The sequence below is a fragment of the Dyella jejuensis genome (genome assembly GCF_044904675.1).
GTDB lineage: Bacteria > Pseudomonadota > Gammaproteobacteria > Xanthomonadales > Rhodanobacteraceae > Dyella_B > Dyella_B jejuensis.
In genome coordinates this window covers 1-25224 of sequence record NZ_JADIKJ010000001.1, presented here as the reverse complement: position 1 = coordinate 25224, position 25224 = coordinate 1, and the positions used below count along the sequence as shown (strand labels likewise).

The window sequence follows — 25224 nt, the reverse complement described above, 5'->3', positions numbered from 1 at the left end:
TTTGGAGGCTGCGGATCATGAAGCAAACCGTTCCCGGCGACCCTGGCAAGGTAAACACCGAGCCAGCATCGTCCAATGCTGGCGGCAGCACCTTGCATCCGGCGCAACGAAAGGTCGATGGGAGCCCAAGGCAATGCGCCCAACAGGATCGCCTGACTCAATTGCAGGAGGCTTCGCCGCAGCCCAGGTCCAATGGCTTGCCATTGCCGCTGCGCACCGGCATCGAGGCGCTATCGGGCATGGATATGGGCGATGTTGTCGTGCACCGCAATTCGGCCAAGCCCGCCCAGTTGAATGCCTTGGCCTATGCACAGGGAAATGAGATTCATCTTGGACCCGGACAAGACCAGCACCTGCCGCATGAGGCCTGGCATGTGGTGCAACAAGCCAGGGGCAGGGTGGCTCCGACCATGCAGGCCGGTGACGGAACGCCGATCAATGACGATCACGCGCTGGAACGCGAGGCCGACGTGATGGGCGCCAGGGCGCTGCAGCGCAAGGAGGCCGCTGGACAAGCTGCGCAACACCATGCGCCCGCCTACGCCCAAGGTTCTGGCCTGTTCGCTCCCGCCTTCCACTCAAGGCAGTTGCGGCAGCGCAAGGTACCTGTCAACCCACATGGTTGTCCTATCGTTCAACGGCTCGAGGTGGGTGGAAAAGAAATCGCCGTGGATGCCAGCCTGGAGCCCTCGGTCGCGCGCGATTACCTTGTGCGGCTCAGCAAAAAAGACGCGGAAATCAAGGTCAAGGATAACGACGAGTACTACGCGCTCGCCTTGCGCGGCATGGCTGACAGCGAAGCAGTCCAAAATTACCAGGAAGCGCTTGCCCGTATCACGCTCGCGAGGGATAGAAGCCCCGAAATCCCGGCGCTCAAGGAATCGGCGACGACGATCAGGGACATCGCTGCAAAGGCGATCGGCGAAGCCAATGAAATCATGGCGGCTGGATGGCTGATAGCCGCCAGTAATCGGAACTGGACCGAAATGGCCCAGGCCATTGGCAAGGCTTACAACAAAAAAACCAATGCGCTGAGCAAGGGCAACGGTGACATTCGGCGGATCGGCTATCGTGTGGGCCTGCCGGGTTTCAACGAAGCGACGCTGAAGGATTTTGCGTACCTGGAACGGGTGAAAAAGCAAGCCCGCAAAACGCGAGCGCCGATCGACGACATCTTCAAGAAATTCTCGCTGGAATTGCATGGCAAGCTGCCGGGGGCGAAGCTTGCCTACCGCGGCAGCCTCGCGCGTGGGGTCAAATCACCCAGTAAACACGTGCCGAGCAGGTCAGGACCTGCGCTCGCCGAGTTCAATGCCGAAGCGTACAAATCGAATCCCGCGTCGTTGCGGCCGTCGAAGGGCGTGGCCTGTTTCGATGTGGATGCGAATGTCGAACTGCCGGAAGACATGATCAAGGATGGCATTGTCGAGGGCCCGATCTCGAGAAGCGACGCGAATAATAAGGTAATCAAAGTGCTGCTCGACCTGCAGAAGCAGATGGACAAGGCGATCAAGGAAGAACATATCAAGGGCTACGATACGAGCGACCCGTTTTCGTTCTTCATCTCTTCCGTGCGGAAAGCGGACCGGCAACTGGAGCAGGGAACGCCCTATCCCATCGACATGTTGACGAACGCCGGGCTAACAGGATTTGCCGCTTCCCTGCCACGCTTCTGGTCGGGCGAACTGGTGCGCAAAGTGCGCGAATACGCAGAAAGCCGTACCGTCTGGAAGACAGATGGCGTGTGGATCGTGCCGCCGCTTGACGATTGGGATCCGTATTTTGCCCGCCTCTACCAGACCATCAAGACCTCCGGCCCCCGGGCCGTCGCCATGCCCGATGTGCAAGTCGTATTCGAGAAAGGCGCGATGAGCGAAGCGACCGATACCGCCGAACCACGCGACGATTCGGAATTCAAAGGCCCGGTGGATCTGCTGACGCCCGAATACGGATATGAATTTGCAAAACTCGGCGGCGTACCGAAGGTCGGTGATTTCTATGCGGGAGCCATCACCAAGGTCGTCATCCCCAAAAAAGGCGGGAATGACATGGTATTTATTGATGCCGGCGACATCCATTTCCTGTCCTTCCAGAAGGAGGGCAGCGGATACGCGAGGGATGCGCATGTGTTATGTAAAGTAACCAGCCTGCCAAGAACGTCGGAGGAGAAACATCTCGTGAACATATTGAAGGTGATCTGATGGCTAATGCGACGCCGGGGGGGCTTCAGGTACGCCTCCTGTTCTCCTTTGATGGCAGCGGCGCTGCCTGCAAGCGGGCTGTGGAAAATGCGCTGGGAGTCGTTTTCCGCGAAGCGCGCCCCGACGCCACGGGACAGGCCTATCTGGCCGCCATGGCGATGGGACTTGAAATGCACCTGGGTCTGCCGGACGCCGGGCATAAAGGCTCGTTTTCCGCGCTCAGTCTTAACGACGTTCGTACCCAGGGCAGCGGTTTCGCAGACATAAGCTGGCACTTCGTTGCGATCTTTTCTGGAATTGAGGGAATGCGCGAGGTCACCGCGCTGGCTTGAGAGCGCGGGGTTATGAAAATTCGCTCGGGTAATACGAGCCGGGTGGTGCAAGGGGCAGGCATTTAGGCAGGGAAAATATGTTCCCCGTTGGCGCGGGAAATGGCGCTGGTTGTCAATTCTATTGAAACCGCGGGATGCGGCTCGGTTCATCTCAATGAGGATGGCAAGATGAAGCAAGCGGTTTCGATGAAGCGCGAACTGAACAGCTGTCATCGGTCTGCTCCGTCGGCGGCCGCGGCTTGCATGCATCTCATGCAGCAGAAGATTGATGAAGGTCCGCGGCAAGTGGCGCAGCAAGATAAATTCGCGCGGTGGCAAAGGCGCCCGGCCATGAACAACGAGAGTGGCTTGCCATTACCCCTGCGCAGGGGTATCGAGAAGTTATCCGGGATGGATATGGAAGGCGTAGTCGTGCATCGCAATTCCGCCAAGCCGGCGCAATTGAATGCCCTGGCCTATGCGCACGGCAATGACATCCATCTTGGGCCAGGACAAGACCGGCACTTGCCACATGAAGCATGGCATGTCGTGCAGCAAAAGCAGGGGCGTGTGCAGCCGACCATGCATGCGGACGGCCTGCGCATCAATGATAGCCGGAGCCTGGAAGCAGAAGCCGATGCGATGGGGCATCGGGCTGTTCAGATGCAGGTCGCAAACTCTTTTCAGCCATCTTCTGCCCCTGTCCAGAGCCAAAGCGTAGTTCAACTCGTGCGAAGGGAGCACAAGGGTATCGGGGGATTGACGCATCTGGTCGAAATGACCGGCGACGGCCACATTTACCACGACACCAACTGGGCAGAGAACGAGCGTGAAGAAGTCAGCGCCGGAGACCTGCTCCTGGTCGATATGGATGATGCGTGGCTTTCCCGCAGAGGCATGCATCAGGAGGCCAATTGGGAACGGGACCGGGCCGGCGAGCAGAAGCATCTTTGGGTCAAGGCGATTGCGCTCAATCACAAGAAGCTGGGCGCCAACCGTTATGTGCGGGAAGAAATGCTGATCGACGGTCATGAAGAAATCCCCAAGACCATGCATAGCATTTGGGTGCAAGGCAACTACGCAGATAACCCGGAAGCTGGAAAGGGATTGGCCACCAGGCAGGGCGACAACATGCCTGGATGGGTCAACATGATTTGGCTATACCGTAACGAATCGGAATCAGGCGGTTTTGATCCAGGCCTTAAATCCAAGCCATTGGATGTTCGCACCGAGGGTTTCGAACGCCTCCTCGAACGGGGATTCGTCGAAGAAATGGAGCGCTGGCAACGGCGCGGGGACAGGCCCGGCTGGGTCGCCCATTGGCTGCCCATTCTCGATGTCCTTTACAGGAAGAAATCGTATATCGCCATGAGCGATATCATGCGAATGATCATCCTGTATTACGAGGGTGGCCTTTATATGGATATGAAAATCCAGGTCGACGCAGGGCGTGCATCCTTCAAGGAACGGCCCATGCTGTTGATCAATACGGCCAATTTCTATGATCGCGAGAATTGGGCGATCATGGCCAATGCGGGTTGCAGGATGATCGAAGCCATCATGTTGGCGGCATCGCAAAAATTCCCTTCCGTGGAAGAGCTCCAGACCTATCCGGAAAATTACCAGGGTGCGGCTGGCCAGGAGGGGAGTACGCACGTGGCGCTGCACGAAGACAAAGGCGTCTGGAATGCCGTGGAAAAATACCGGGAACACTGCTATGAGCTGGGCATAAAGTTGACCAATCCCCGCGCGATCAATTCCTGGTTCGACGCTTACGACGATCGCGCGGGGACGACTGAACCGCAAGAAAAGGATTTGCTGGCGTCTTTCAGAAGAGAGCTGGAGCTCATGGGCAAGGCAGATGAGGATCGTGCCATTGAACAGCCCCAATCTCATTCCGATGACGATGACGATGAGCTGGATGCGTTGCTCAGCCAGATGCCCAGTGTCCCCGTATCCCGCCCAGGTGCGTCCTCGTCCAAGCGCGATGACGCCAACCTCGACATGTAGTCAGGGCGGGCTTGTCCTGTGAAAGAGTTTGCTCCAGCACAAAGTGCGGCAGCTAAAGCTGCGGATGACGTTTCCGTTCTGATCGAGCACCCGTTGCAAAAGCGAATCGATAGCGGTGCCAGGCAGGTGGCCCAGCGGGAAAGGCTCGCGCAACTGCGTAAAGAACCGCAGGCAACCGGCTCGAATGGACTTCCGCCGGCACTGCGCGCGGGCGTCGAAGCACTTTCCGGCATGGATATGAGCGAAGTCGCCGTGCATCGCAATTCTTCCAGGCCGGCGCAATTGAATGCACTTGCCTACGCGCAAGGCAACGATATCCACCTTGGGCCAGGGCAAGAACAGCACCTTCCGCATGAAGCCTGGCACGTCGTGCAGCAACGGCAAGGACGTGTCCGCCCGACCATGCAGCTGAAAGCGGGCGTGGATGTCAACGATGAAGCGACACTTGAACACGAAGCCGACGTGATGGGCGCCCGCGCGCTAAGCGCGGGCAGGCACGGTTTCCTCCAGGCCCGGACGGCATCCGTCTCCGCGCCTGCGCAGGTGGTTGCATGCAAGGTGGTCCAGGGGAATTTCGCGGTACAGGTGCTTCTCGATGAATTCGACATTGAAGACCCGTCCACGGGTGCGGATGCTGCCCAGACTTCCCATAAGGAGCTGCGCATCGCCAAGGTGCATATAGCCGATCGTCCGGATGGATTGTTCAAGCCGGACGAAAAAAGCCATACCACCGCATGGGCGGTCTACACCGATCAGCTGCGCAATGCCGTGCTGGGCCGGCCGGTATCCGAAGCGGCGATCGCCATCCACCACCTGTATACAGATGCCCAGAATCTGCCAGGCGTCGCACGGGTCGCCCATCTGTCCGGCAGGCCTTTGACCACGTATCAGACGGCCAAGCGCACTATGGATGAACTTGTGGCTATTGATCTGTCTTCAGTGTCCGAAGCGCATCGGGTCGAGTTCGTTCAGCGCCTGGCCAAGGGGTTCCTGGCTTATCGCAATGCCATTCCGTTGTCGCAGGTAGATATCGGGCGGGCAACCGGACACGGCGAGCCGGCGGTCCTGGATGTGTTGCGGCCGATCAACCATCTGGTCGATGGATGGGAGGATGATCCTGCCGATAAAGGCGGTCTGCGCCTAAAAGCCGGCGAAGCCGAGAAGGCCCGCAAGGCGATGTGGGCGCTGCTGGATACCGGCGTGATCGCCGCATTCCACGACTTGAACACAAGCCCCGATACGGCTCCTGGTACGGTCGATGGCGGCGCCGATGGCGGTGCTGCCCAACGCATCGCCGACGTGATCACACAACATTTGTGGACATTGGAAAACACCTACGAAACGGCATTTCGCCACGTAGAGATGGATGGCGAGCCATCCATCCGCGACTATCTGCGCTCCCTCGGCTTTCGCGGCCTGCTGCAAGATCTTATCTACACCAAGATAAGCCGCCACTATGAAGCTGCCGGAGAAAAGGCCACCGAAGAAAACAAGGATCGTGTCTTGACGGCGGGTGCGGCGGAGCAGGGGATGTTTTCGGTACAGATAACCCTCTCGGACACTGGCCTGGTATCCAGCCTGGATATAGGTGGCAGGGCGCCGACCGCGTTGGGATCTGCCCAAGGCAGCCATGCCACGGCCTGGGTCGTTTATGTCGATGCGGTGCGTAATGCCGTCGACCAAAAGCCGTTCGGCGCAGCGTTGGCCGGAGTCCTGAAGCTGTGCGAGGCGGCCCAAAATCTGCCCGGCATGCAAAGAGTGAAACTGCTTACCGAGAAGCAGAATCCCTGGTTCAACCAAGCCGCCGCGGAACTGGTGAAGGCGACCACGGTAGCCAAAGGCACCATTACGGACCTGGCTGCGGTATCGACATTGCAGCGATTGGTCCGGGCGTATCTGGCTTTTCGAAATGTCGTGCCGTTATCGGAGATCAAGGGCGGCTTGGCCGACGGCAATGCCGAAGCCCGCAATCGCGCCAAGATCCGCTACCTGGAAAGCAACTTCACTGCATGGACTGGCATTGGCGCGGCACCGGAACGAGACGCTGCCATCTATCTGGAAGCATTCTGGGAGTTATATGACTACAAGGCCGTCTATAAAGCTGCTTTGCATCTAGTGGAGCCGGAGGACGCTCCCGGCCTTGATCCAAAGGAAAACGGCATGCTCATGCTGGGCGACAGCCTCCGGCAACACCTCATATCCATGCACGCCGCCTATCCAAAAGCATTCAGTGAGCTGGAGGCCGACCAGCGTAAATCTGTTTACTACGTGCTGGACAAAATGGACATCCGGAACGATTACTGCGGGCTGATTTTCGCGCGGATCCACGGGGAGGCGTGAGGCGGCTTTTAAAATAGTGCCCACAAAAGCAATCGATTCAAAACGTCTGCATGCCTGAATCAGGGTTCTTTCCCAACTGGACAGGATTATCAAGGGCGGGGAGGGCGGTTTCGAACCAGGCGGACAGATGGCCGGCACGGTGGACTCCGCTGGCGGGATGCGTGCCGAGTTGCGCATTCTTTGACGTTCGACGCGGCAAGATGATGCGGTTTCACCAACTGCAGCAACCAGGCGCCGAGCTTGCGATGACGCCGCTGGCGCAAGGTCTTGACCAACAAATCTCGGGGCGCCCTTATGTCGCACACCAAGCCCAGTGGACCCGCTCCCGCCCATTCGCTCGGCCATCACGCGATCGGAAGCGGCTTTGTCCAAGTGCGCGGAGCGCGCGAGCACAATCTCAAGGACGTGGATGTTTCCATTCCGCGCGATGCGCTCGTGGTGTTTTCCGGTGTATCCGGTTCCGGGAAGTCGTCACTCGCATTCGGCACGATCTATGCCGAGGCGCAAAGGCGCTATTTCGAGTCGGTCGCGCCCTATGCGCGGCGCCTGATCGATCAAATGGGCGTGCCGGATGTTGACGCGATCGATGGCCTGCCGCCGGCAGTGGCGCTGCAGCAACAGCGCGGTGCAAGCAATGCGCGTTCATCGGTGGGTAGCGTGACCACGTTGTCCAGCCTGGTGCGGTTGATGTATTCGCGCGCCGGAACCTATCCCGCGCAGCAGCCGATGCTGTATGCCGAGGACTTCTCGCCCAACACGCCTCAAGGCGCGTGCCCGGCCTGCCATGGCTTGGGTTACGTGTACGACGTGACCGAGGCGACCATGGTGCCGGACCCGTCCCTGAGCCTCCGCGAAAGGGCCATTGCCGCGTGGCCGCCGGCCTGGCATGGGCAAAACCTGCGCGACATCCTGGTCACGCTGGGCTATGACATTGATCGACCGTGGAAGGATTTGCCGAAGAAAGACCGCGATTGGATTCTGTTCACGGAAGAAACGCCCACGGTGCCGGTCTATGCCGGTTTCACTTCCGCGGAAGTGCGCGCGGCGCGCAGGCGAAAAATGGAGCCAAGCTACATGGGCACGTTCACTGGCGCGCGGCGTTATGTGCTGCACACGTTCGCCCATACCCAGAGTCTCTTGATGAAAAAGCGCGTGTCGCGTTTCATGCAGGGAAAATTATGCCCGGCATGCCACGGCAAGCGACTCAAGCCTGAGGCGTTGTCGGTGAGGTTCGCGGGCTTGGACATCGGCGATCTTTCGCAGATGCCCCTGGACCAGGTGTCGGCGTTACTCGAGCCTATCGCAAAGGGAGACTTCAGCGCGCATGTCGCTGGAATGGGCATCAATGGCGGGGTCACGCGGCGCGACCGTGCCGAGCGTGCGGCGTCCGGCCGTGCTACGCATGCGGCAGCTCCGGACGTGCGCCGCACGTCGGCGCTATCGGAGGAGAAGCGTCTGGCGGCGCAACGCCTGGCTGAAGGTGTGGTGGCGCGCCTGCGCACGTTGCAGCATTTGGGATTGGGCTATCTCACGCTGGAGCGTGCCACCCCGACGTTATCGTCGGGTGAGCTGCAGCGATTGCGGCTGGCTACGCAGCTGAGCGCGATGCTGTTCGGGGTGGTGTACGTGCTCGATGAGCCATCGGCTGGCCTGCATCCCGCCGACAGCCAGGCCCTGTACGACGCGCTCGATACGTTGCGCGGTGCCGGCAATTCGGTGTTCGTCGTGGAGCACGACCTGGAACTGATGCGGCGGGCGCAATGGCTCGTGGACGTCGGCCCCGACGCAGGCGAACGTGGTGGGCGGATACTGTACAGCGGAGCACCGGCGGGCTTGCGCGAGATCGCCGAATCCCACACCGCGCGTTACCTGTTCGACGAGGTCCCGGCACAGCCCAGTCGCGGACGCGAGCCATCGGGCTGGCTGGTACTGAAAGAGATCCGCCGCCACAATTTGCAGGGCGTGGACGCGCGTATCCCGCTGGGCGTACTCACGGCAGTCACCGGGATCTCGGGTTCGGGCAAATCCAGTCTCATTGCGCAGGCGTTACCCGAATTGATGCTGCTGCACCTGGGACATGAGCCCGAGGACGACAGCGAGGTTGCATCCGAGGGGCCTGCCGTGATCGAGACCACGGGTGGGCACTTGGCCGGTGATGTGGATGCGGTCCAGCGCCTGGTGCACGTTGACCAAAAGCCGATTGGCCGCACGCCACGGTCCAATCTGGCTACGTACACGGGGCTGTTCGACCACGTCCGAAAGTTGTTCGCCGCCACGCCAGTCGCTCGTCGTCGCGGTTATGGCGCGGGTCGCTTTTCATTCAACGTAGCCAAGGGGCGCTGTGAGACCTGCGAGGGTGAAGGCTTCGTAAGCGTGGAGCTGCTGTTCATGCCAAGCGTTTACGCACCATGCCCGACCTGTCATGGCGCTCGCTACAACGAGGCCACGCTCAAGGTTCTCTGGAAGGGACGCAACATCGCCCAAGTGCTGCAAATGACGGTGGAAGAGGCCTGCGACTTCTTCTCGGAGGAGATGGCGGTTTCGCGCCCTTTGCAATGGCTGCGCGAGATCGGGCTGGGCTACCTGCGCCTCGGTCAACCCGCCACGGAACTGTCCGGCGGCGAAGCCCAGCGCATCAAGCTGGCCACCGAGCTGCAACGCAGCCAGCGTGGACGCACCCTTTACGTACTTGACGAGCCGACCACGGGACTGCACGCGGCGGATGCCGACCAACTGATGGTGCAGCTGCAGCGCCTGGTCGACATGGGCAACACGGTGGTGATGATCGAACACGACATGCGCATGGTGGCGCAGGCCGACTGGGTCATTGACATAGGTCCTGGTGCGGGTGCGGCCGGTGGTCGACTTGTCGCAACCGGTCTTCCGCAGACGGTGGCGCGTGCATCTGGCAGCCGCACCGCATCTTATCTTGCAGCGCAGCTGGCGCGTGCTGAATCGGCCGTTTCCCAAGTTGGTTGCGGTGCCAGGTTTTGAGATGGCTGGATCGTGTTCAGACGGGCAGGTTTCGACGAGCGTCGTGCCAGGCTGCGGCTAAGCGAATGTTGGTGCCGACAGACACCAGGCGGTCAGCCTGTTGCCGTCGACAAGCCGTGGCTGGCACGCTACGCATCGGTCAACGGACGGCCGCTCTGCCCGTATTCCGCCTGTTATTAGACATACGGGGCAGGTGGCTGTGCGAAGGCGATGATTGGATATCGCATCACCATCCACCAGCCCGCTATGGCACAGGTATTAAAACCGCTTGGCAAACCCAAGGCTCAACGCATTGTCGTGCAACCGGCCGGCAAACAATCCCTGGTAATCCATATACAGGTTCCACGTTGCGCCAGCCTTGGCCGTAATGCGTGCGCTCGCCGTAGCCATGCCCCGGTTCTGTGCAGCGCCCGGTAACGCAAACACGGTGCCATCCTGCGCGGTGACTTGCACCACCGGCATTGCCGCATGGCGGGTGTCGTAGCGGTAGCCGACGCTGAACTGCGGCACGTATGTCACGCCTTGCGCCATGAAACTGCGGACAAAGCCGAAGGCAGCATACGGTTGCAGCGTGATATAGCGGCTGCGCGAGCCGTTGACCGGGAAATCAGGCGCCGCGGGATTGTCGCTGGCCAGCGTCTCGCTGAAGCCATTCATCACTTGACGTTGATAAAGTGCACCGATCTTCGGCGCGAGCTGCCACTGTGCAAGCTGCAGCGGCCATGCGGCCTGCAGTGCGCCGGACAACATATTGCCCTGGGTCGCGGCCGTCGCGGCGCCGATGCCGCTGGCACGGTTGAAGTGATAGTCGCTGTGCATGTAGTCAACCACGGCCGACAGCACTGCCGGACCTGCATCGGCATAACCATACAGGCCGCCGTGTACATTCCCGGCCCGGCCGTTGCCGCCGGACTTGTCGTTGCCGTCGATCTGGCCGACACCCGCCTGCACGCCCGCGTGCATCGTATCGTCGAAGCCATAATCGGCGCCGCCCAGCAAACCGAACGCGGAGCTGTTCAAGCCGTCGGCGCCGTCCAGCGAAAGATTGGACCCGGTGTACTGCGCCCACACCCCGGAACCGCAGGTGGACGAACTGACGTTTTGCATGGATGGCGCATGGTCGGCGCCGCATGGGGCGTGCTGCGGCAAGGACACATCGAGCACAGAAGCGAGATCCTGCGCACCGGCCACATTCACGCTTCGCATCAGGTTGCCGTACAGGCTGCCGTCCAGTGGCGACACCGTGGCATTGGCCGGCGGATCTGTCAGCACCAGTTGCGCCTCCGTGCCGGTATAGCTGACCTGTGACGTCACCGAAGTCGGAATGGTGCCGTTGACGGTGGCGAATGTGCCGCTCAAGGTGCCCGCCTGCACCAGTGGAAACATGGTGGTGCCGTAGGTGCCTGGCGCAAAGACCAGGTTGAGCGTACCCGCCAGGCTGGCCTTGCCACTGACGATCAGCGTGGATGCCTGTCTTGGTGTTACGTCGATCTGCAACGCACCGTCGGCGTTCTGCGTGTAGTTGCCCTGGATGGTGAACGGCCCTGCCGAACCCCCCGGCCACACTATGCCGTCATTGGACACGTCGCCGACGACCGTGCCATGGCCGCGCAATACGCCGCCGCTTTGCACGTCCACCGCGCCTTCGATCGATGCGCTGGATGCGTGGTCGCTGTCGCCGATTTCCAGCGTGCCCGTGCTGACAGTGGTGCCTCCGGAATAGGTGTTGGCAGCATCGAGGGTGAGCGTGCCGCTGCCGGTCTTGACCAGCGCGCCGTCGCCGGACATCACGCCGGCATAGATGCCGTCCGTCTGTTGCGCGAACACCACCTTGGCATTGTTGGTGATATTGCCTTGCAGGCTTGCCGCATTGCCCAGCAGCGTGCCGCCACTGACGATAGTGCCGCCGCTGTAGCTGTTGCTGCCGGCGAGCATCAGTGCGCCAGCGCCGCTCTTCAGTAGTCCGCCGCTGCCAGTAAGCGATTGCGCGACAGTAAAAGTGTTGCCCGCATCCGCGATATCGAATCCGCCACCGGTACTGCCCCATACGATGTTGCGCGAAGTCTGCAGAAAACCCGTTCCGGTGATTTGCAGCGTGCCGCCTTCGAAATCCAGCGCATTGCTGCCCTGGCCCAGGTTCGCATCCGACGACACCGACAGATAGCCGCCGCTCAAGGTAGTGGCGCCCTGGTAAGTGTTTGTACCGGTCAGCACGAGCGTGCCACCGTCCGTCTTGTCCAGGCCACTGGAACCTTCAAGTACGTTGTCGATGATGGTGGTGGCGCCGCTGCTGACGCGAATGACCGGTGCGGTGCCGTCCCCGCTGATCAGGGCGATCGCATCGCCGGCAAGGTGATAACCATCGCTGACGAATTGCATGCCGGTGACGCCGACCGTGCCATGGCTGTCGTCCACCGTGACCTTGCCTGGCGCTCCGCCGAAAATCGCGAAGCCCGGTTGCGGCGCCATCGCACTCACGTAGCGGCCCTCGAGGTCGGACCAGGTCGCCGAACTGGCGCTCCATGTGCCGCTGCCACCGCCCATCACACCGGGCGCAGCCTGGACGTTGGCATCCCACTCGTTGAGCGTCATGCCCTGGGTATCGATCAGGTTGATCTGTCTGTCGCTGGTCAGAACTTGCAGCGTCATGCCGGTGGGCAGCGCAAAGTCGCTGTCATTGAGGGAGAGCGAACCGGCCCAATCGAACAGGTTATACAAGCCCGGCCCCATGCTGCCGAGATGGGTGATGTTGAGCGTGGCGTCACCGATCGACAGATTGCCATTCACCACCACGTGATCGCTCTGGCCGGGCGTATGGAAGTTGGATCCTGGCGAACCGAAATCGAAATCCAGTTGCGAGCCGTCATTGATGGTGAGATTGCCGGCAACAGTGAGCGTGCCCACGTGACCCACGTCGCCGGGTGCAAGCGTGGCGTTGTTGGAAAGGATGGCAGAGCCCTGGATCGTGCCGGAACCACCGAGTGTGCCGCCATTGACGCTCACGTCGCTGCTGATGGATGCCGTGGCGTGCGTGCTGTCGCCGATGATCAACGTTGCGCCGGCGGCGACCGTCGTCGGTCCCGTATAGGTGTTGATGCCGTCCAGCACTTCGCGGCCGCCCGCAATAAGGACCGGCCCATCGCCCATGACCACGCCGCTGTAGGTATCGTTGGCTTGGGTGATCACGACCCCCGCGCTGCTTATGCATAGGGAGCCACCAAGGCCGCCTAGGCTCTGGATATCCAGCATGCTGTTGGCGGACTTGCCCGTGGAATCCAGCGAACCGCCGTCGATCTGGATGCGCGAATCGCTGAGTTCGCTGTCGCCTTTGAGCGCCAAGGTGCCATTGTTGATCAGGGTGGTGCCCGAATAGTCATCGTTCCCCGCCAGCGTTTGCCTGCCGCCGTTAAGCGTCAACCCGCCGCTGCCGCTGATGGTGCCGCTGAACCAGTCGTCGGCATTGTCGATCACCAGTGTGCGCGTGCCGAGCAGCACGTTGCCGGCACCGGTAATGCCGGCGATGACTGCGGTGGCAGCGCTAACGTTGCTGATATCGAACTGCATGCGATTGCCGGAGACTTCCGTGCCTTGCAGATTGCCGTCGTTGACCAGCGCCACACCACCGTTACTGATTACTAACGCCCCGCTGAAGGCGGACAGGTCACCGGAAAGGGCGAGCGTGCCTGTGCCGTCCTTGATCAGTTCACCCGAACCTGCGATCGCGCCATTGAAGCTGCCGTTGGCGCTCTGGTAGAAGTCCAAGGTGGGCGACGTTCCCTGGCCATTGTTGGAAAACGTCAGGTTGCCGGTGAAGGTGGCGGTGTTGCCGACCAGTTCACCCTGCTCAATGGTCCAGTCGACACCAGTGTTGCCGGTGCCGGTCAACGTCCAGATGCTGTTGCCGGTTTTGATGGCGGGTCCGTATAGCAATCCCGCATTGATCGAATCGTTGCTGTCGCCTCCCAGCGTCACCGGGTTAGCGCCAGCCGCAGCGGTCTGGCTCCATGCAGGGGCGTCTACATACGCGAGTGCCAGCCAGGCCATGGCCAAAGCGAGCGCTTTGCGTCGTGGTGCGCACGAGCTTCCATTGCGGTCGCTGCCTTGCGCACGGGTCAATTCCGAAGTCACTTGCATAGCAGCGATCGAGCGATTCCATACAAGCTTGTAAACGCGATTCATCGTCTTCCCCTGCCATAGATTCTTGTGGCGCACAGACGCGCGCACAGCGACATCACCACGTCAATGCCGAGTGAAATAAAAAAATTAGAGAGAAAGCCACCACACGCGCGCCGCGCGGCCAGAGGTGCGTCTGTTCAACGCGCACCGGCAAGCGACACAAATATCGTGACGGGCGTCACAAATAACAGTTAGATTGGAATTTGATGTGAACGCACAGGCGCTTGATGCGTGAGCACTTCGTGGATGAGTTGCCGCGCAATTTGGCGCGCTGATTAAGCCATTGCCAACATCGAGGAATGGCGGCAGTGGGTAAATAATGGCTGCCTCACTTATTAAAAAACGACACATCCATTGCCGATTACTTTTTGGAGATTATTTGCGTTCGAAGATTGAGATGAAGCGTCTGCTAACAGAGCAGGAGCGGCTGCCGCTTATTGCCAAACTTCATACTTTCAGCCTTTTCGCTCATGGGGTCGCCTGTATCTTTTTTCTGCACCGTCAACTATCTATGAACGGGCTTTTCGTCGGTCCTTGGCGGGAACAGGAAAGGCGCGGAGACTCGGCTCGGTTCGCGCTGGCAGAGCCGGGTGGCTTCGCGGGAATTACGATGCTAGGGCTGGAGCCTTCGCGCGCGAGCTGACGCATCGGGAAGGGCAACAAGAACCTCGCATGAAAAATTCAATAGCCGTAAGTCATGCTCAAGCGCGTGCCATTGCCCTATTGGCAGATGCCAAGCAAGCGCCCACTCACGGTGTTTATGGCGTTATCGAAGGTGGTGAGCGTGCCCATCTCCGGCATGGCGAGCATAGCGAAAGCGACTCCTGTTGCCGCTCATTGCCGCAGCGCGGGGCATTGAAGGCGCACCCATAATCGGCAGAAGGCGAGCATGGTTCGCCTTGCGCCTTGCGACGTTTGCAGTCTGAAGAGAATGCTACGCAAGGGCGGTGATTCGGTTGCCACGGGATGTGAAGTGCGGTGGAAAACCCAGGCAGCAGCGATGCGGGTCGGTGAAACTGTATATTCGCCGTTCGCCAGCGCTGAAACGGAATATCGGTACACGGCCGCGGGCGCTATTCCACATTAACTTCTTGGGTATCTGCTATGACATCTGTATCGCTGACCACGCCCGCAGACTCGGAACCGCGCGGTAGCATCGCCTGTGTGGGGTTGGGTATGACGCTGGGTTCGCATCTCTCGCCGTTGGCGCGCAGCCATATCCAACAGGCCGACGTGGTGTTCGCGGCGCTTTCCGACGCCATTGTGGAGGTGTGGCTGGAACACCTGCACCCGGACGTGCGCAGCTTGCAGCCGTATTATGGTGATGGCAAAAACAAGTCGCGCGCCGTGACCTATCGCGAATGGGTCGAGGTGATGATGGCCGAGGTGCGGGCCGGCAAACGGGTCTGTGCCGTGTTTTACGGCCATCCCGGCATCTTCGCCTGGTCGCCGCATGAAGTGATCAAAGTGGCCCGTGCGGAAGGTTTCCAGGCTCACATGGAGCCAGGCATCTCGGCCGAGGACTGCCTGTATGCGGACCTCGGCATCGATCCCGGCCGCCTTGGCTGCCAGCATTACGAGGCCGGCCAGTTGCTGTTCTACGAGACGCCGATCAATCCCTGTGCCTGCCTGGTGCTGTGGCAGGTGGGCCTGGTCGGCGACCGCTCGATGACACGTTTTTCCACCGGCCCCGAGTACCGGCAAGTGCTGGTGGATGTGCTGAGCCGGGATTACCCGCTGGACCATGAGGTCATCATTTATCGCGGCGCTACCTTGCCGATCGAGCAGCCGCGCATTCGCCATGTGGCCCTGCGAGACCTGCCGGCGACGGACGTGAGCGCTGAGGAAACCGTGGTGCTGCAGCCGGCATCGCCGCTGCGCGCCAATCATGCGGTACGCAAGCGTCTGGCTGCGCTGGATCGGGTCATGGCGTCGCCGAACTAGCGTCATCGGGGGCCATCATGCGCCTTGCCGATCGGTGGTAAAGTATGCAGTGGTGTTTGGGGGCGCCGTGTTGTGATGATTCGGAGCTGTGCGCCCACTCGCATGCAGCGTTCTCACCCTGGAGATGCGTTTCATTGCGTCCAGCAGGGTGAGTGATTCATCCACAACAGAAGCAGGGGTAAACATGTCCAAGACGATCGAGCTGCTGGAACGCATCGGGCAGGATGCATCGTTGCGTCACGCTTCCCGGGAAGACCTGGCACAGGTGCTCGGCGAATTGAATGCCAGCGAAGGCCTGAAAGTGGCGGCGGCTTCCGGCGACAAGAGTCGTCTCACGCAGGAGCTCGGCCCCAAGCACCACCCAATGCAGCCCCCCAACAACCCCGGTCATGGAGGGTGCGATCCCTGCGAGGACGATCCAGAAAACGTGCCACAGCGTGATGATGACGAAGCGGATGAAACGCCTTTGCCTCCGGATCGCAGTCCATAACCGGTTAGCTTTCGATGGCGCGTGGTGTACCGCTTTGCCTGGCAGTAGCCGCCGTCATGGCGGCTCTCCTGCTGTGCATGGATGCAAGGTCGAGCACCAGGTCGATCGCTAACTCGCCAGTCGAGGCATGGCTGACGCAAGCTGATAATGCGTGGTCGAATGATATTCCCCGTTTCCGTGGCATTTTGGCGCAACTGCAGCAGCACGAGGATCAGCTGACTTCCGTTCAGCGCTGGCATTTTCGATTGCTCGATGCGCAGTTGCTTGCAGACAAGGGTGACTACGCCAAGGCCGAGCCCATCCTGTACGCCATCATCAATCACTCGGGCGACTTGCCCTTTTCCGTCCGTGCCATGGCGGCGTTGATCCGGGACAAGTTCCTCAATCGCGACTACGTGAGCGCTTATGCGTTAGCCAATACCTTGATGGCGGAGCTCCCCAAGGTCGATGACCCGCAGGCGCGCCTGGAAGGCATGCAGGAGGTCATCCTGTTGTTGGATCAGAACGCCGTGGGGCAACACGATCTGGCGTTGGATTATGCCCGTCAGATGAAGGCATTACTCCCTTCGGCCAAAGGCCAGTGTTACGGCAGCGCGCTCGAAACGCAGTCCATGCTCTATGCGGGCAAATTGACCTCGACCAGTCCCGCGTTTCAGGCCGCGATAGATGGATGCCTTGCAGCGGGGCAGTCCCTTCAAGCCGATGCGCTGCGTCTGGATCTGGCCTACGAAATGGTCGACGAAGGCCATGCTGATCGGGCAATCGCCTTGTTGCACAGCATCGCCTCCGAGATTCAGGGCACCGAGTACACGCCTTATCTTGCCTCGCTGCCAGTCACCCTGGCCCGGGCCTATCTGAGCCTGGGCGACGCACCCAGAGCACGAAAGTTTGCCCTGGACAGCATTGCCATCACAGGCCCGGACAGTCCGTTGTGGACACTGCAGGCCGCCTATGAGGTTCTCTATCAGGCGGAAAAGAAACAGGGCCATGACGCCGCCGCGTTGGCCTATTACGAAAAGTACGCAGCCCAGGAAACCGCCGCCATGGACAATGCCAAGGCCATTGGCCTGGCCTACCAGACAGTCAGGCAACAGGTCTTGTCCGAGAAGATGAAGGCGGAGGCTCTGGGTAAAGAGAACAAAATCCTCCAGCTTCGCCAGGACCTGGCGAGCCAGGCGCAGAAAAGCAGCCGGTTGTTCAACGCGCTACTGCTGGCGGTAATCGCCTTCTTCGTTCTGGCAATGCTGTGGCTGTGGCATTCCTGGCGGCGCTTCCGCTGGATGGCGCGACACGACGGTCTGACCCGGGCGTACAACCGCGAACACTTTTTCGTCGAAGCGAGGCGAACGCTACGGCAGCTGCACAAGGCAAGGGTCGATGCCTGCCTGGTGGTGCTGGACCTGGATCATTTCAAACGGGTTAATGACACGCACGGGCATGCCGCTGGCGATCAGGTATTACGTTCTGCCGCGATGATCGTTGGCCGCGAACTGCGCCCCAATGACCTGCTTGGCCGCTTGGGTGGTGAGGAGTTCGGTATCCTGATACCGGGCTGTTCGCGCGACCAGGGATTGGAGGTGGCAAATCGCATCCGCAATGCCTTGGCCACTACGCCAGTGACGCTGGATTCCCAGGTCACCGTCGTGGTGTCCGCTAGCTTGGGGCTCGCCTGCGCCGCCAACTCGAGCTACATGCTGCGCCTGTTGCTGATAGACGCCGACGCCGCGCTTTATCAGGCTAAGGAGAATGGCCGCAACCAGGTCGTGGTGGACACTTCGGAGACAAAATCCATGCTCCACAGCTGATCAGGTCCGGTGAGCACACGTCGCTGCCACCTTGCGCCACCGGGGCTGCTTCGCGTGCAGATTCAAGCCCGCTTGCACATATGGACGACGGATATGTTTGCTATCTACTTCTGGACAATGACTTGCCCAACCGGTCGGGGTCAGTCGACCTTTGCGAAGCGGTTCGCGCATTTGCCCGGTAGTTCCCTGTGGGCAGCCCCATCGGAAGTGAGCTGGCTCCAGAAGTACATCGGGAAAAGCTGACAACACTTCGAAGTAACTGCGATTTCGTTTCCCAGGTCCGACGACGGCGATAGGAGACGATAGGGCGAGCGTCCACTTTCGATCCTGAAGTGTCATCCGACGTCTTGATCTGGCTGCCACAAAGCCGCCGGTCGAAGCTTTGCCCACGCTTGGCATGCGCAGTTGGGGTTCGGAGCGAGAGAGGGGCTACGTGCAATTTGCGCCCGTGGAGTCACCCCCTTGCAAATCACTCATGCACGTTTTACAGTGAACCATATGGTTCACTATCAGGCCCGCCTCGACGCAACGTTCGCCGCGCTCTCCGACGTCACCCGACGGGGCGTGTTGGAGCAGCTCGGGGGTACAGACGCCTCAATTACCGACCTTGCCCAAAGGTTTCACATGTCCCTCACGGGCATGAAGAAGCACGTCAGCATCTTGGAGCAGGCGGGGCTCGTGACCACGGAAAAGGTGGGGCGCGTACGAACCTGCAAGCTCGGACTGCGCCGGCTTGAAGAAGAGGCCGCTTGGATCGAGCGGCACCGTCAACTGTGGAGCGCACGCTTCGACGCGCTGGACGAGCTTGTCGAACACTTGAAACGTAAGGAGAAGGCAGATGCCCAATCAAAAAGAAGGTAGTTCCGCCGCCATGCACACTTCCGTGGAACGCAAGTCCGACTGCGAACTCGTCGTGACGCGAACGTTCAATGCCCCCGCATACATCGTCTTCGAAGCGTGGAGCAAACCCGAATTGTTCAAGCAGTGGTGGGTTCCGAAGTCGGCGGGCATGTCGATGCTCTCGTGCGACATGGATATTCGCACCGGGGGCACGTATCGCCTCGTGTTCCGCCATCCGGCCTTCGATCAACCGATGACGTTCTTCGGCACGTACAAAGAAGTAACGCCGCACAAGCGCCTCGTATGGACGAACGAAGAAAGCGACCAGGGCGCCGTGACTACGGTGACGTTCGAAGAAAATGTCGGCAAGACGCTGGTCACCCTGCACGAACTCTATCCCACAAAAGCGGCCCTCGACGAAGCCCTCGCCGGTTCGGCGGAAGCCCTGCCCGAACAGTTCGCGCAGCTGGATGAGTTGCTCGCAGGCAGGTCGTGACTACGCCGCGGCCCACTGGTGTATGGAAGGCCAAAGTCTCCCTCCAACCGGCCAGCTGCGCTCGTCGCTGCACAATTTCGCCAACCGCAGCAGGCGACAGGGCAGGGCCAATGCGCTCTTCCATAGCCGTCGAAAAATCGCCCCGTCGGTGATGCCGGCGGCGGCCAGCCAAGCTTCCCGCGCCAGGGTCGCCCGATCGAGGGCCGGTTTATCCGGTGTCGGCACGCGGTCGTCTTGCCATCGATCCGCTCCTTCTACGGCGATTATCATTGCGTCATTGAGCAGGAAATCCACCTGCGCACTGCTCAATTTTCTGGGGCCAGCTCTCTCGCGCACCGCTGCTGAGTAGTAACGCTTATTCGATCACATTCGTGTGTCGCAATCTTGCATATTGACTTTCACCATCTAGGGATGAGTAGACTCCATGCGGGCTGTACGTCCATGAAGGGTATGCTTGCCGCGGGGGAGTGGGGGATGAACGGATGTTAGATCTCGGAAAGAGCGGCTCTCTTGCCAACGTGATGCCGCGTCGCGCCTCTCACCGACTCCTAAAGGCGTTAATCATCGACTGTGGCGCTAAACGGGCTGCAACGTAGCCCTGCGCGACGAAGAAGAAGTCGTACGGCCAAAAATCGAGACTGCATTCACACGGATACAAGGAGTTGTCATGGTGATCTTCTGCCGTCCTCCACAGGACACGTCTTTTCCCGCCCGAGCGCCTTGCCGATTGCGTTGACCCTGCACCAGAAGCACCCATGGCCTCGTGCCGATGGCGTTACTGGTATGCATGCCTTAGCAACCACTCCATCGAGTTCGCGCTGCAGCGGAATGGATTTTCCTGATGCCGGTGCTGGACGCTGCTGGTCGCCATAGCTGGTGTAACGATGCGGGCAGGCAGAACATCACCATCGCAAGTGAGAAGCACGTCAGCATGTCAGACTGGCTAAGGAAGGAGGAAGCAATGCGGCAAGCAAAGGATGATCTAGTGCGAAGTCATCAGTCTCGCTTTGAGTCGAACGAGGCCCCCATACTTCGTATTGCGCATTCCGACTATCTTCGTGGGTGGCGCATTTGATATTCCACCAGTTACACCCCCGTTGCCGATCTTTCGGCAAACCGCTGATCTCGCCGAGCAGGAGCTTGCGATGACTCGGGAGGCGGAAGTCGTGGAAAACATCAATTCGACGCTGACTCGATTTCAACGACCTACGCTATCCGAAATACAGACAGGTAGCCATGTGGATTGCCAAAAAGTATATGAAGGTAAAATTTGCGAACAACGCGCAACGGCTCTTGAAAGGGATGGCATTATGACAAGCTCATTGCTGATCAAAATTTCAATCGGATTGGCTATTTTCTTGGTGATGAGCATTTATCAAATAAAGAAAATTAGGGAGTTCACGCCAAGTCTATTGGATTTTAGTCAAACGACAGATATTTCTGGGGTTTCTTCATATCTTACCAGCGGTCGTGTTGGTGCAAGTCTAGTCGATGGAAAAGTATTTTTCTGCGGAGCAGGATATTCGGGCGGTGATGGACCCTGCCGTGCACTTGCTAAGCTCCCGAAGGGCAGCAAGATTACAGTGGCGGCAGCTACGCTTAAGACAAGTCGCGGGACGATTCTATATGCCATGAATGTCAAATTTAATTCGCAAGAAGTCTACAAGATAAGTCCCGAAAAGGCTCTCCGGGAGTGGTTGATTGGGAGCTGCATCGGAATGGCAATTATGTCCGTGCTTTCAGTGTCAATGTACTTTGTGATCTTAATCATGGCCTTAAAACCTCGAGGTAACGCAAATGGATAATGATTCCTGATTAGCGCCGAAGTTTAGCCTGAGTCGCACGAATTGCGACGGTGTTAAGTAAAGCTGTGACCGTCATCGAAGAGGGTCGCGCCTATGGGCGTGGCGACCGCGACAACAGCGTTGCTCATCGGGTTGCCGATCCTCTCGGTTCCAAGCACGTTGGAGCAACACGTGGTCGCCCATGCGTTGGAGCGGACTGGGGCAGCCAAGACGGTGGAGGGCGTTGCTTCATTGGAAAGCATTGCTTGGGATATTGGTGAACTATTGGGGAGTCCGAATTACAGGCAGGCAGCCGTACAGGTTGCCATGAAGTATATCGCAGTCAAATTTGAAAATAATGCACAACTTCTTGCGGAGAAATGACTGATGACCGGTTCATTGTTTTTCAAAATTGTAATCGGTTTATTCATTTTCTTGGCTGCGATCACCTATCAGTTTGGAAAGCTAAAAAAACTGGCTCCGAGTTTGGATGAATTTCAGGAAAACGACGGACATTTCAGGGATTTATACATATGAGAAATTTGGGAAAAATACCGAAACGCAGGTGGGGGGTAAATACATATATTGTGGCGTTAATTACAACGGTGGCGTGGGTTCGTGCGTCGTGCAGTTAAAGGATGTTCCGCCAGACAGTCAGGTCACAGTCACGGTGGCATCGATTAAGACAAATAGTGGAGACGTGTTATGTGCGAGCAGCATCAAGTTTGACGGCCGGGAAATATATAGAAAGCCACCGGAAAAAATCTTCAGTAATTGGTGGTTTACAAGTCGCCTGCAGGTTACAAGCATTCCAATGCTTCTGGTTGCCATGTATCTCTTTATCATATTTGTATTCTTTACTAAGCGAGGGTGATTTCAGAATTATATGAGGATCGAATTTGAGAATAAATCGCAATATATTGTGGAGATTTTGAAATTATGATTGGTTCATTGCCTGTTAAAATTATCATTGGGGTGGTCATCTTCTTGACGGCCATGGCTTATCAAAATGAAAAACTGAAAAAGCTAGTTCCGGATCTGGATCAGTTTAGTCAAAAAATTAATATTTCGGGGATATATTCGTATGAGCAGTTTGGTAGAAATATTATAACGAGAGTTGGTGATACTTTATTTTACTGTGGAGTAGATTATAACGGAGGAAATGCATCGTGTTTTTCGCCTTTAAAGGGGTTGCCAAAAAATAGCCAAATTACTGTTGCAGCAGCCTCTATTGGCACGACTAGTGGAAAAGTTCTATGCGCCACCAGCATAAAATTTAATTCACAAGAATTATATATAAAATCTCCAGAAAATTATTTGCACAATTGGTGGATTTCAAGTTACCTGGAAGCTTCTAGAATTCCATTGATATTAATGGCGATATACGCTTTGATCTTAATCATCCTATCTTAAGGTAGGGGCCAAAATGATGAGTGGTTCAATGTTTTTCAAAATTGCTATCGGTCTGGCTATTTTCTTGATGGCAATCGCTTATCAAATTGGAAGGCTCAGGCAGTGGGAGCCAAGCTTGGAGGATTTCAGTCAGACGACGAATATTTCGGGAGTTTATTCGTACAAATGGTATGGCCGAAATGTTTTAACGTGGGTTGATGGCAAGTTATTGCAATGCGGAGTGGATTATAGTGGCGGAACTGGTTCGTGCTTTGTGCCTTTAAAGGACACGCCGAAAAATAGTCTGGTCACAGTTTACGGGGCGTCGATTCAGACAAATAGTGGGAATGTTTTGTACGCGACCAGCATAATGGTTAATGGCCAGGAGATATACAGAAAATACCCGAGGCAATCTTTGCACGATTGGTGGTTTGATGGCTGTGTTGAGGTGATGTCTTTCCCGCTATTGCTTCTGACAATATACATTTCTGTCTTGATCTTCCTTAAAATACGGAGGTAAGGAAAATTGAAGCATCAATTCGATTCCAAGGCGATTCCAGCGGTCGGATCTGAACATGATGCCCGGAGAATGTATTTTATGAGAGTTTCGGCAATCGGCTATCTCGTGCTTAGCATTGTCGTCTTTGTGGTTTTCTTTGGCATTCAGGCGTTGATCGTTCCTTATTTCCTGCCAGCGCCGACCATTGAGGATCTTGGTCATCCATTAGAGGTGACCGGCACTTACACCTATTTTGATGGCGCTAGATCATCTTTCATCTGAAGAAGAGAGTTTCCGGAGAGTCGATAGGGCGAATTGCTGAAAACATAAGCGAATTGCTGGGTGATCTAAAGTACAAGCGAGCGTCGAAAAGGATGGCTATGAAATATATGGCATTTAATTTTTAAAAAAAAGTGCGGATAAATTGAAGTCGAAAAATATACTTGAGGTGTGCTTGCAATGAAGGATTCGGCAATCCATTATATTCTCCTTGGCGCTATAATTTTTGCAGCTTTCTTTGGCATTCAGGCGATGGTCGTTTCTCATTACTTTCCGGTACCTGACACTGAGGACTTTAACCATCCTTTAGAGGTGACTGGAACCTACAAATATTATAAAGCTTCTCGCGGCGCGAGCACTGTTTGGATAAATAACACGCCGTTCTATTGTGGGGCTGGAGCTATAAGCTTTTATACCTGTCTTCGATATACAGAGCGTTTGCCACAGCGGGCAGTCATTACCGTGCAAATTGTAAACATAAAAATGATATACGGCGATATTGCGATGGCAATGAATATCAAGTCATCAGGTGCGGAATTATTCATTCAAACCCCCGCTCAATGCATAAATGCGTGGAGAAATGAAAATATTTATTGGTTTTCCAGCTTGTCTTTGATTATTGCAATCTTTGTTGTGGGCTGTACACGTATTATTCTCACTCGGAATAGGATGGCCACATGATCGCAGCGACGAGTTTTTGGAGGCATGGGCTGAGAATTTCTCCTCTGAGGAAGGGAATGGAAATATCATTTCCTCATTCGCTGGGCTCGGCGTAGACTTCGTGGTGCTTTCCATCTATTCGGCTCGCGCACCGCTGCTGAGCAGCAACGCCTGTTCGATCACATCCAGTGCGTCGCAAAATCTTGCATGTTGACTTTCACCATCTAGGAATGGGTAGACTCCATGCGGGCTGTACGTCCATGAAGGGTATGCTTGCCGCGGGGGAGTGGGGGATGAACGGATGTTAGATCTCGGAAAGAGCGGCTCTCTTGCCGACGTGATGCCGCGTCGCCTCTTTACTGACTCCTAAGGCGTTAATCATCGACTGTGGCGCTAAACGGGCTGCAACGTAGCCCTGCGCGACGAAGAAGAAGTCGTACGGCCAAAACCTCGAGACTGCATTCACACGGATACAAGGAGTTGTCATGGTGATCTTCTGCCGTCCTCCACAGGACACGTCTTTTCCCGCCCGGGCGCCTCACCGATTGCGTTGACCCTGCACCAGAAGCGCCCATGGCCTTGTGCTGATGGCGTTACTGGTATGCATGCCTTGATCAATCGATTCGGTTCGTTCGGCACAAAACAGCCTCGGCAACCACTCCATCGAGTTCGCGCTGCAGCGGGATGAATTTGCCCGATGCCCGAAGTGCTGGACGCTGCTGGTCGCCTTAGCGGGTGTAACGGTGCGGGCAGGCGCAAGTGAGAAGCACGTCGGCACGTCAGGCTGGGTAAGGGAAAGAGGAAGCAATGCGGCACGCAAAGGATGATCTAGTGCGAAGTCAACAGTCTCGCTTTGAGTCGAGCGACACGCCGAATCCGCAAGGTAAAGGGCGAGTTCTTATAGCTGGCGAATTCGCAAATAACTGGGGGCACCTCGGTTCCATGCTCGCCATGGCGCGTGCCTATCGCGCTACTGGCCACGAGGTGGTTTTGGCTGTCAGCG

Annotated in this window: 17 protein-coding genes and 2 pseudogenes; 17 read left to right on the top strand and 2 right to left on the bottom strand. The window is 57.7% G+C overall.

Annotation, left to right across the window (positions count from 1 at the left end; all coding sequences use genetic code 11):
* Positions 1–17: 17 nt before the first annotated feature.
* The 6 genes and pseudogenes from ISP15_RS00095 to ISP15_RS00070 all read left to right on the top strand — a co-directional run bounded on the left by ISP15_RS00095 (position 18) and on the right by ISP15_RS00070 (position 9856).
* Entirely contained in the window at positions 18–2201 is a 2184-nt protein-coding gene (locus ISP15_RS00095) for an eCIS core domain-containing protein (RefSeq protein ID WP_404543684.1), read from the top strand.
* Positions 2201–2533, top strand: a complete 333-nt coding sequence (locus tag ISP15_RS00090; RefSeq protein ID WP_404543681.1) for a hypothetical protein — start codon at positions 2201–2203, stop codon at positions 2531–2533. The genes ISP15_RS00095 and ISP15_RS00090 overlap by 1 nt, the downstream gene beginning before the upstream one ends.
* Positions 2534–2632: 99 nt before the next feature.
* A complete protein-coding gene (locus ISP15_RS00085; RefSeq protein WP_404543678.1) occupies positions 2633–4522 on the top strand; it encodes an eCIS core domain-containing protein in 1890 nt (629 codons plus the stop codon).
* A 231-nt stretch (positions 4523–4753) separates the two neighbouring features.
* Positions 4754–4849, top strand: a pseudogene (locus tag ISP15_RS00080) (hypothetical protein); the annotation flags it as partial.
* A gap of 75 nt (positions 4850–4924) precedes the next feature.
* The gene (locus ISP15_RS00075; RefSeq protein WP_404544371.1) at positions 4925–6862 is read left to right on the top strand and encodes a hypothetical protein; all 1938 of its coding nucleotides are present in this window, start codon (positions 4925–4927) and stop codon (positions 6860–6862) included.
* 294 nt (positions 6863–7156) lie between these two features.
* On the top strand, positions 7157–9856 hold the full coding sequence (locus ISP15_RS00070) for an excinuclease ABC subunit UvrA (RefSeq protein ID WP_404543676.1): 2700 nt from the start codon (positions 7157–7159) through the stop codon (positions 9854–9856).
* A gap of 258 nt (positions 9857–10114) precedes the next feature.
* On the opposite strand, the gene ISP15_RS00065 is transcribed toward ISP15_RS00070, so the two are convergent.
* The gene (locus ISP15_RS00065) at positions 10115–14035 is read right to left on the bottom strand and encodes an autotransporter-associated beta strand repeat-containing protein (RefSeq protein ID WP_404543673.1); all 3921 of its coding nucleotides are present in this window, start codon (positions 14033–14035) and stop codon (positions 10115–10117) included.
* A 1101-nt stretch (positions 14036–15136) separates the two neighbouring features.
* Here ISP15_RS00065 and ISP15_RS00060 point away from each other — a divergent pair.
* The 5 genes from ISP15_RS00060 to ISP15_RS00040 all read left to right on the top strand — a co-directional run bounded on the left by ISP15_RS00060 (position 15137) and on the right by ISP15_RS00040 (position 19607).
* Positions 15137–15976, top strand: coding sequence for an SAM-dependent methyltransferase (locus ISP15_RS00060; RefSeq protein ID WP_404543671.1), 840 nt, complete (start codon positions 15137–15139; stop codon positions 15974–15976).
* A 184-nt stretch (positions 15977–16160) separates the two neighbouring features.
* Positions 16161–16466, top strand: coding sequence for a hypothetical protein (locus ISP15_RS00055; protein WP_404543668.1), 306 nt, complete (start codon positions 16161–16163; stop codon positions 16464–16466).
* Between the two features lie 56 nt (positions 16467–16522).
* Entirely contained in the window at positions 16523–18271 is a 1749-nt protein-coding gene (locus tag ISP15_RS00050) for a tetratricopeptide repeat-containing diguanylate cyclase (RefSeq protein ID WP_404543665.1), read from the top strand.
* A gap of 462 nt (positions 18272–18733) precedes the next feature.
* Positions 18734–19132, top strand: a complete 399-nt coding sequence (locus tag ISP15_RS00045) for an ArsR/SmtB family transcription factor (protein WP_404543662.1) — start codon at positions 18734–18736, stop codon at positions 19130–19132.
* Positions 19110–19607, top strand: a complete 498-nt coding sequence (locus ISP15_RS00040; RefSeq protein WP_404543659.1) for an SRPBCC family protein — start codon at positions 19110–19112, stop codon at positions 19605–19607. Before ISP15_RS00045 ends, ISP15_RS00040 begins: the two co-directional genes overlap by 23 nt.
* Here the strand turns inward: ISP15_RS00040 and ISP15_RS00035 are convergent.
* Positions 19505–19826: pseudogene (locus tag ISP15_RS00035) on the bottom strand (hypothetical protein); the annotation flags it as partial. The gene ISP15_RS00040 and the pseudogene ISP15_RS00035 overlap by 103 nt on opposite strands.
* Positions 19827–20665: 839 nt before the next feature.
* On the opposite strand from ISP15_RS00035, the gene ISP15_RS00030 reads away from it, so the two are divergent.
* The 6 genes from ISP15_RS00030 (at position 20666) to ISP15_RS00005 (ending at position 24242) form a co-directional block, all read left to right on the top strand.
* A complete protein-coding gene (locus tag ISP15_RS00030; RefSeq protein ID WP_404543656.1) occupies positions 20666–21412 on the top strand; it encodes a hypothetical protein in 747 nt (248 codons plus the stop codon).
* A 93-nt stretch (positions 21413–21505) separates the two neighbouring features.
* The gene (locus ISP15_RS00025; RefSeq protein ID WP_404543653.1) at positions 21506–21775 is read left to right on the top strand and encodes a hypothetical protein; all 270 of its coding nucleotides are present in this window, start codon (positions 21506–21508) and stop codon (positions 21773–21775) included.
* Between the two features lie 3 nt (positions 21776–21778).
* Entirely contained in the window at positions 21779–21928 is a 150-nt protein-coding gene (locus tag ISP15_RS00020; protein ID WP_404543651.1) for a hypothetical protein, read from the top strand.
* A gap of 402 nt (positions 21929–22330) precedes the next feature.
* Entirely contained in the window at positions 22331–22804 is a 474-nt protein-coding gene (locus ISP15_RS00015; RefSeq protein WP_404543648.1) for a hypothetical protein, read from the top strand.
* Positions 22805–23309: 505 nt separating this feature from the next.
* The gene (locus ISP15_RS00010; RefSeq protein ID WP_404543646.1) at positions 23310–23564 is read left to right on the top strand and encodes a hypothetical protein; all 255 of its coding nucleotides are present in this window, start codon (positions 23310–23312) and stop codon (positions 23562–23564) included.
* A gap of 177 nt (positions 23565–23741) precedes the next feature.
* Positions 23742–24242: a hypothetical protein gene (locus ISP15_RS00005; RefSeq protein ID WP_404543645.1), complete on the top strand. Its 501-nt coding sequence runs from the start codon at positions 23742–23744 to the stop codon at positions 24240–24242.
* Positions 24243–25224 lie beyond the last annotated feature (982 nt).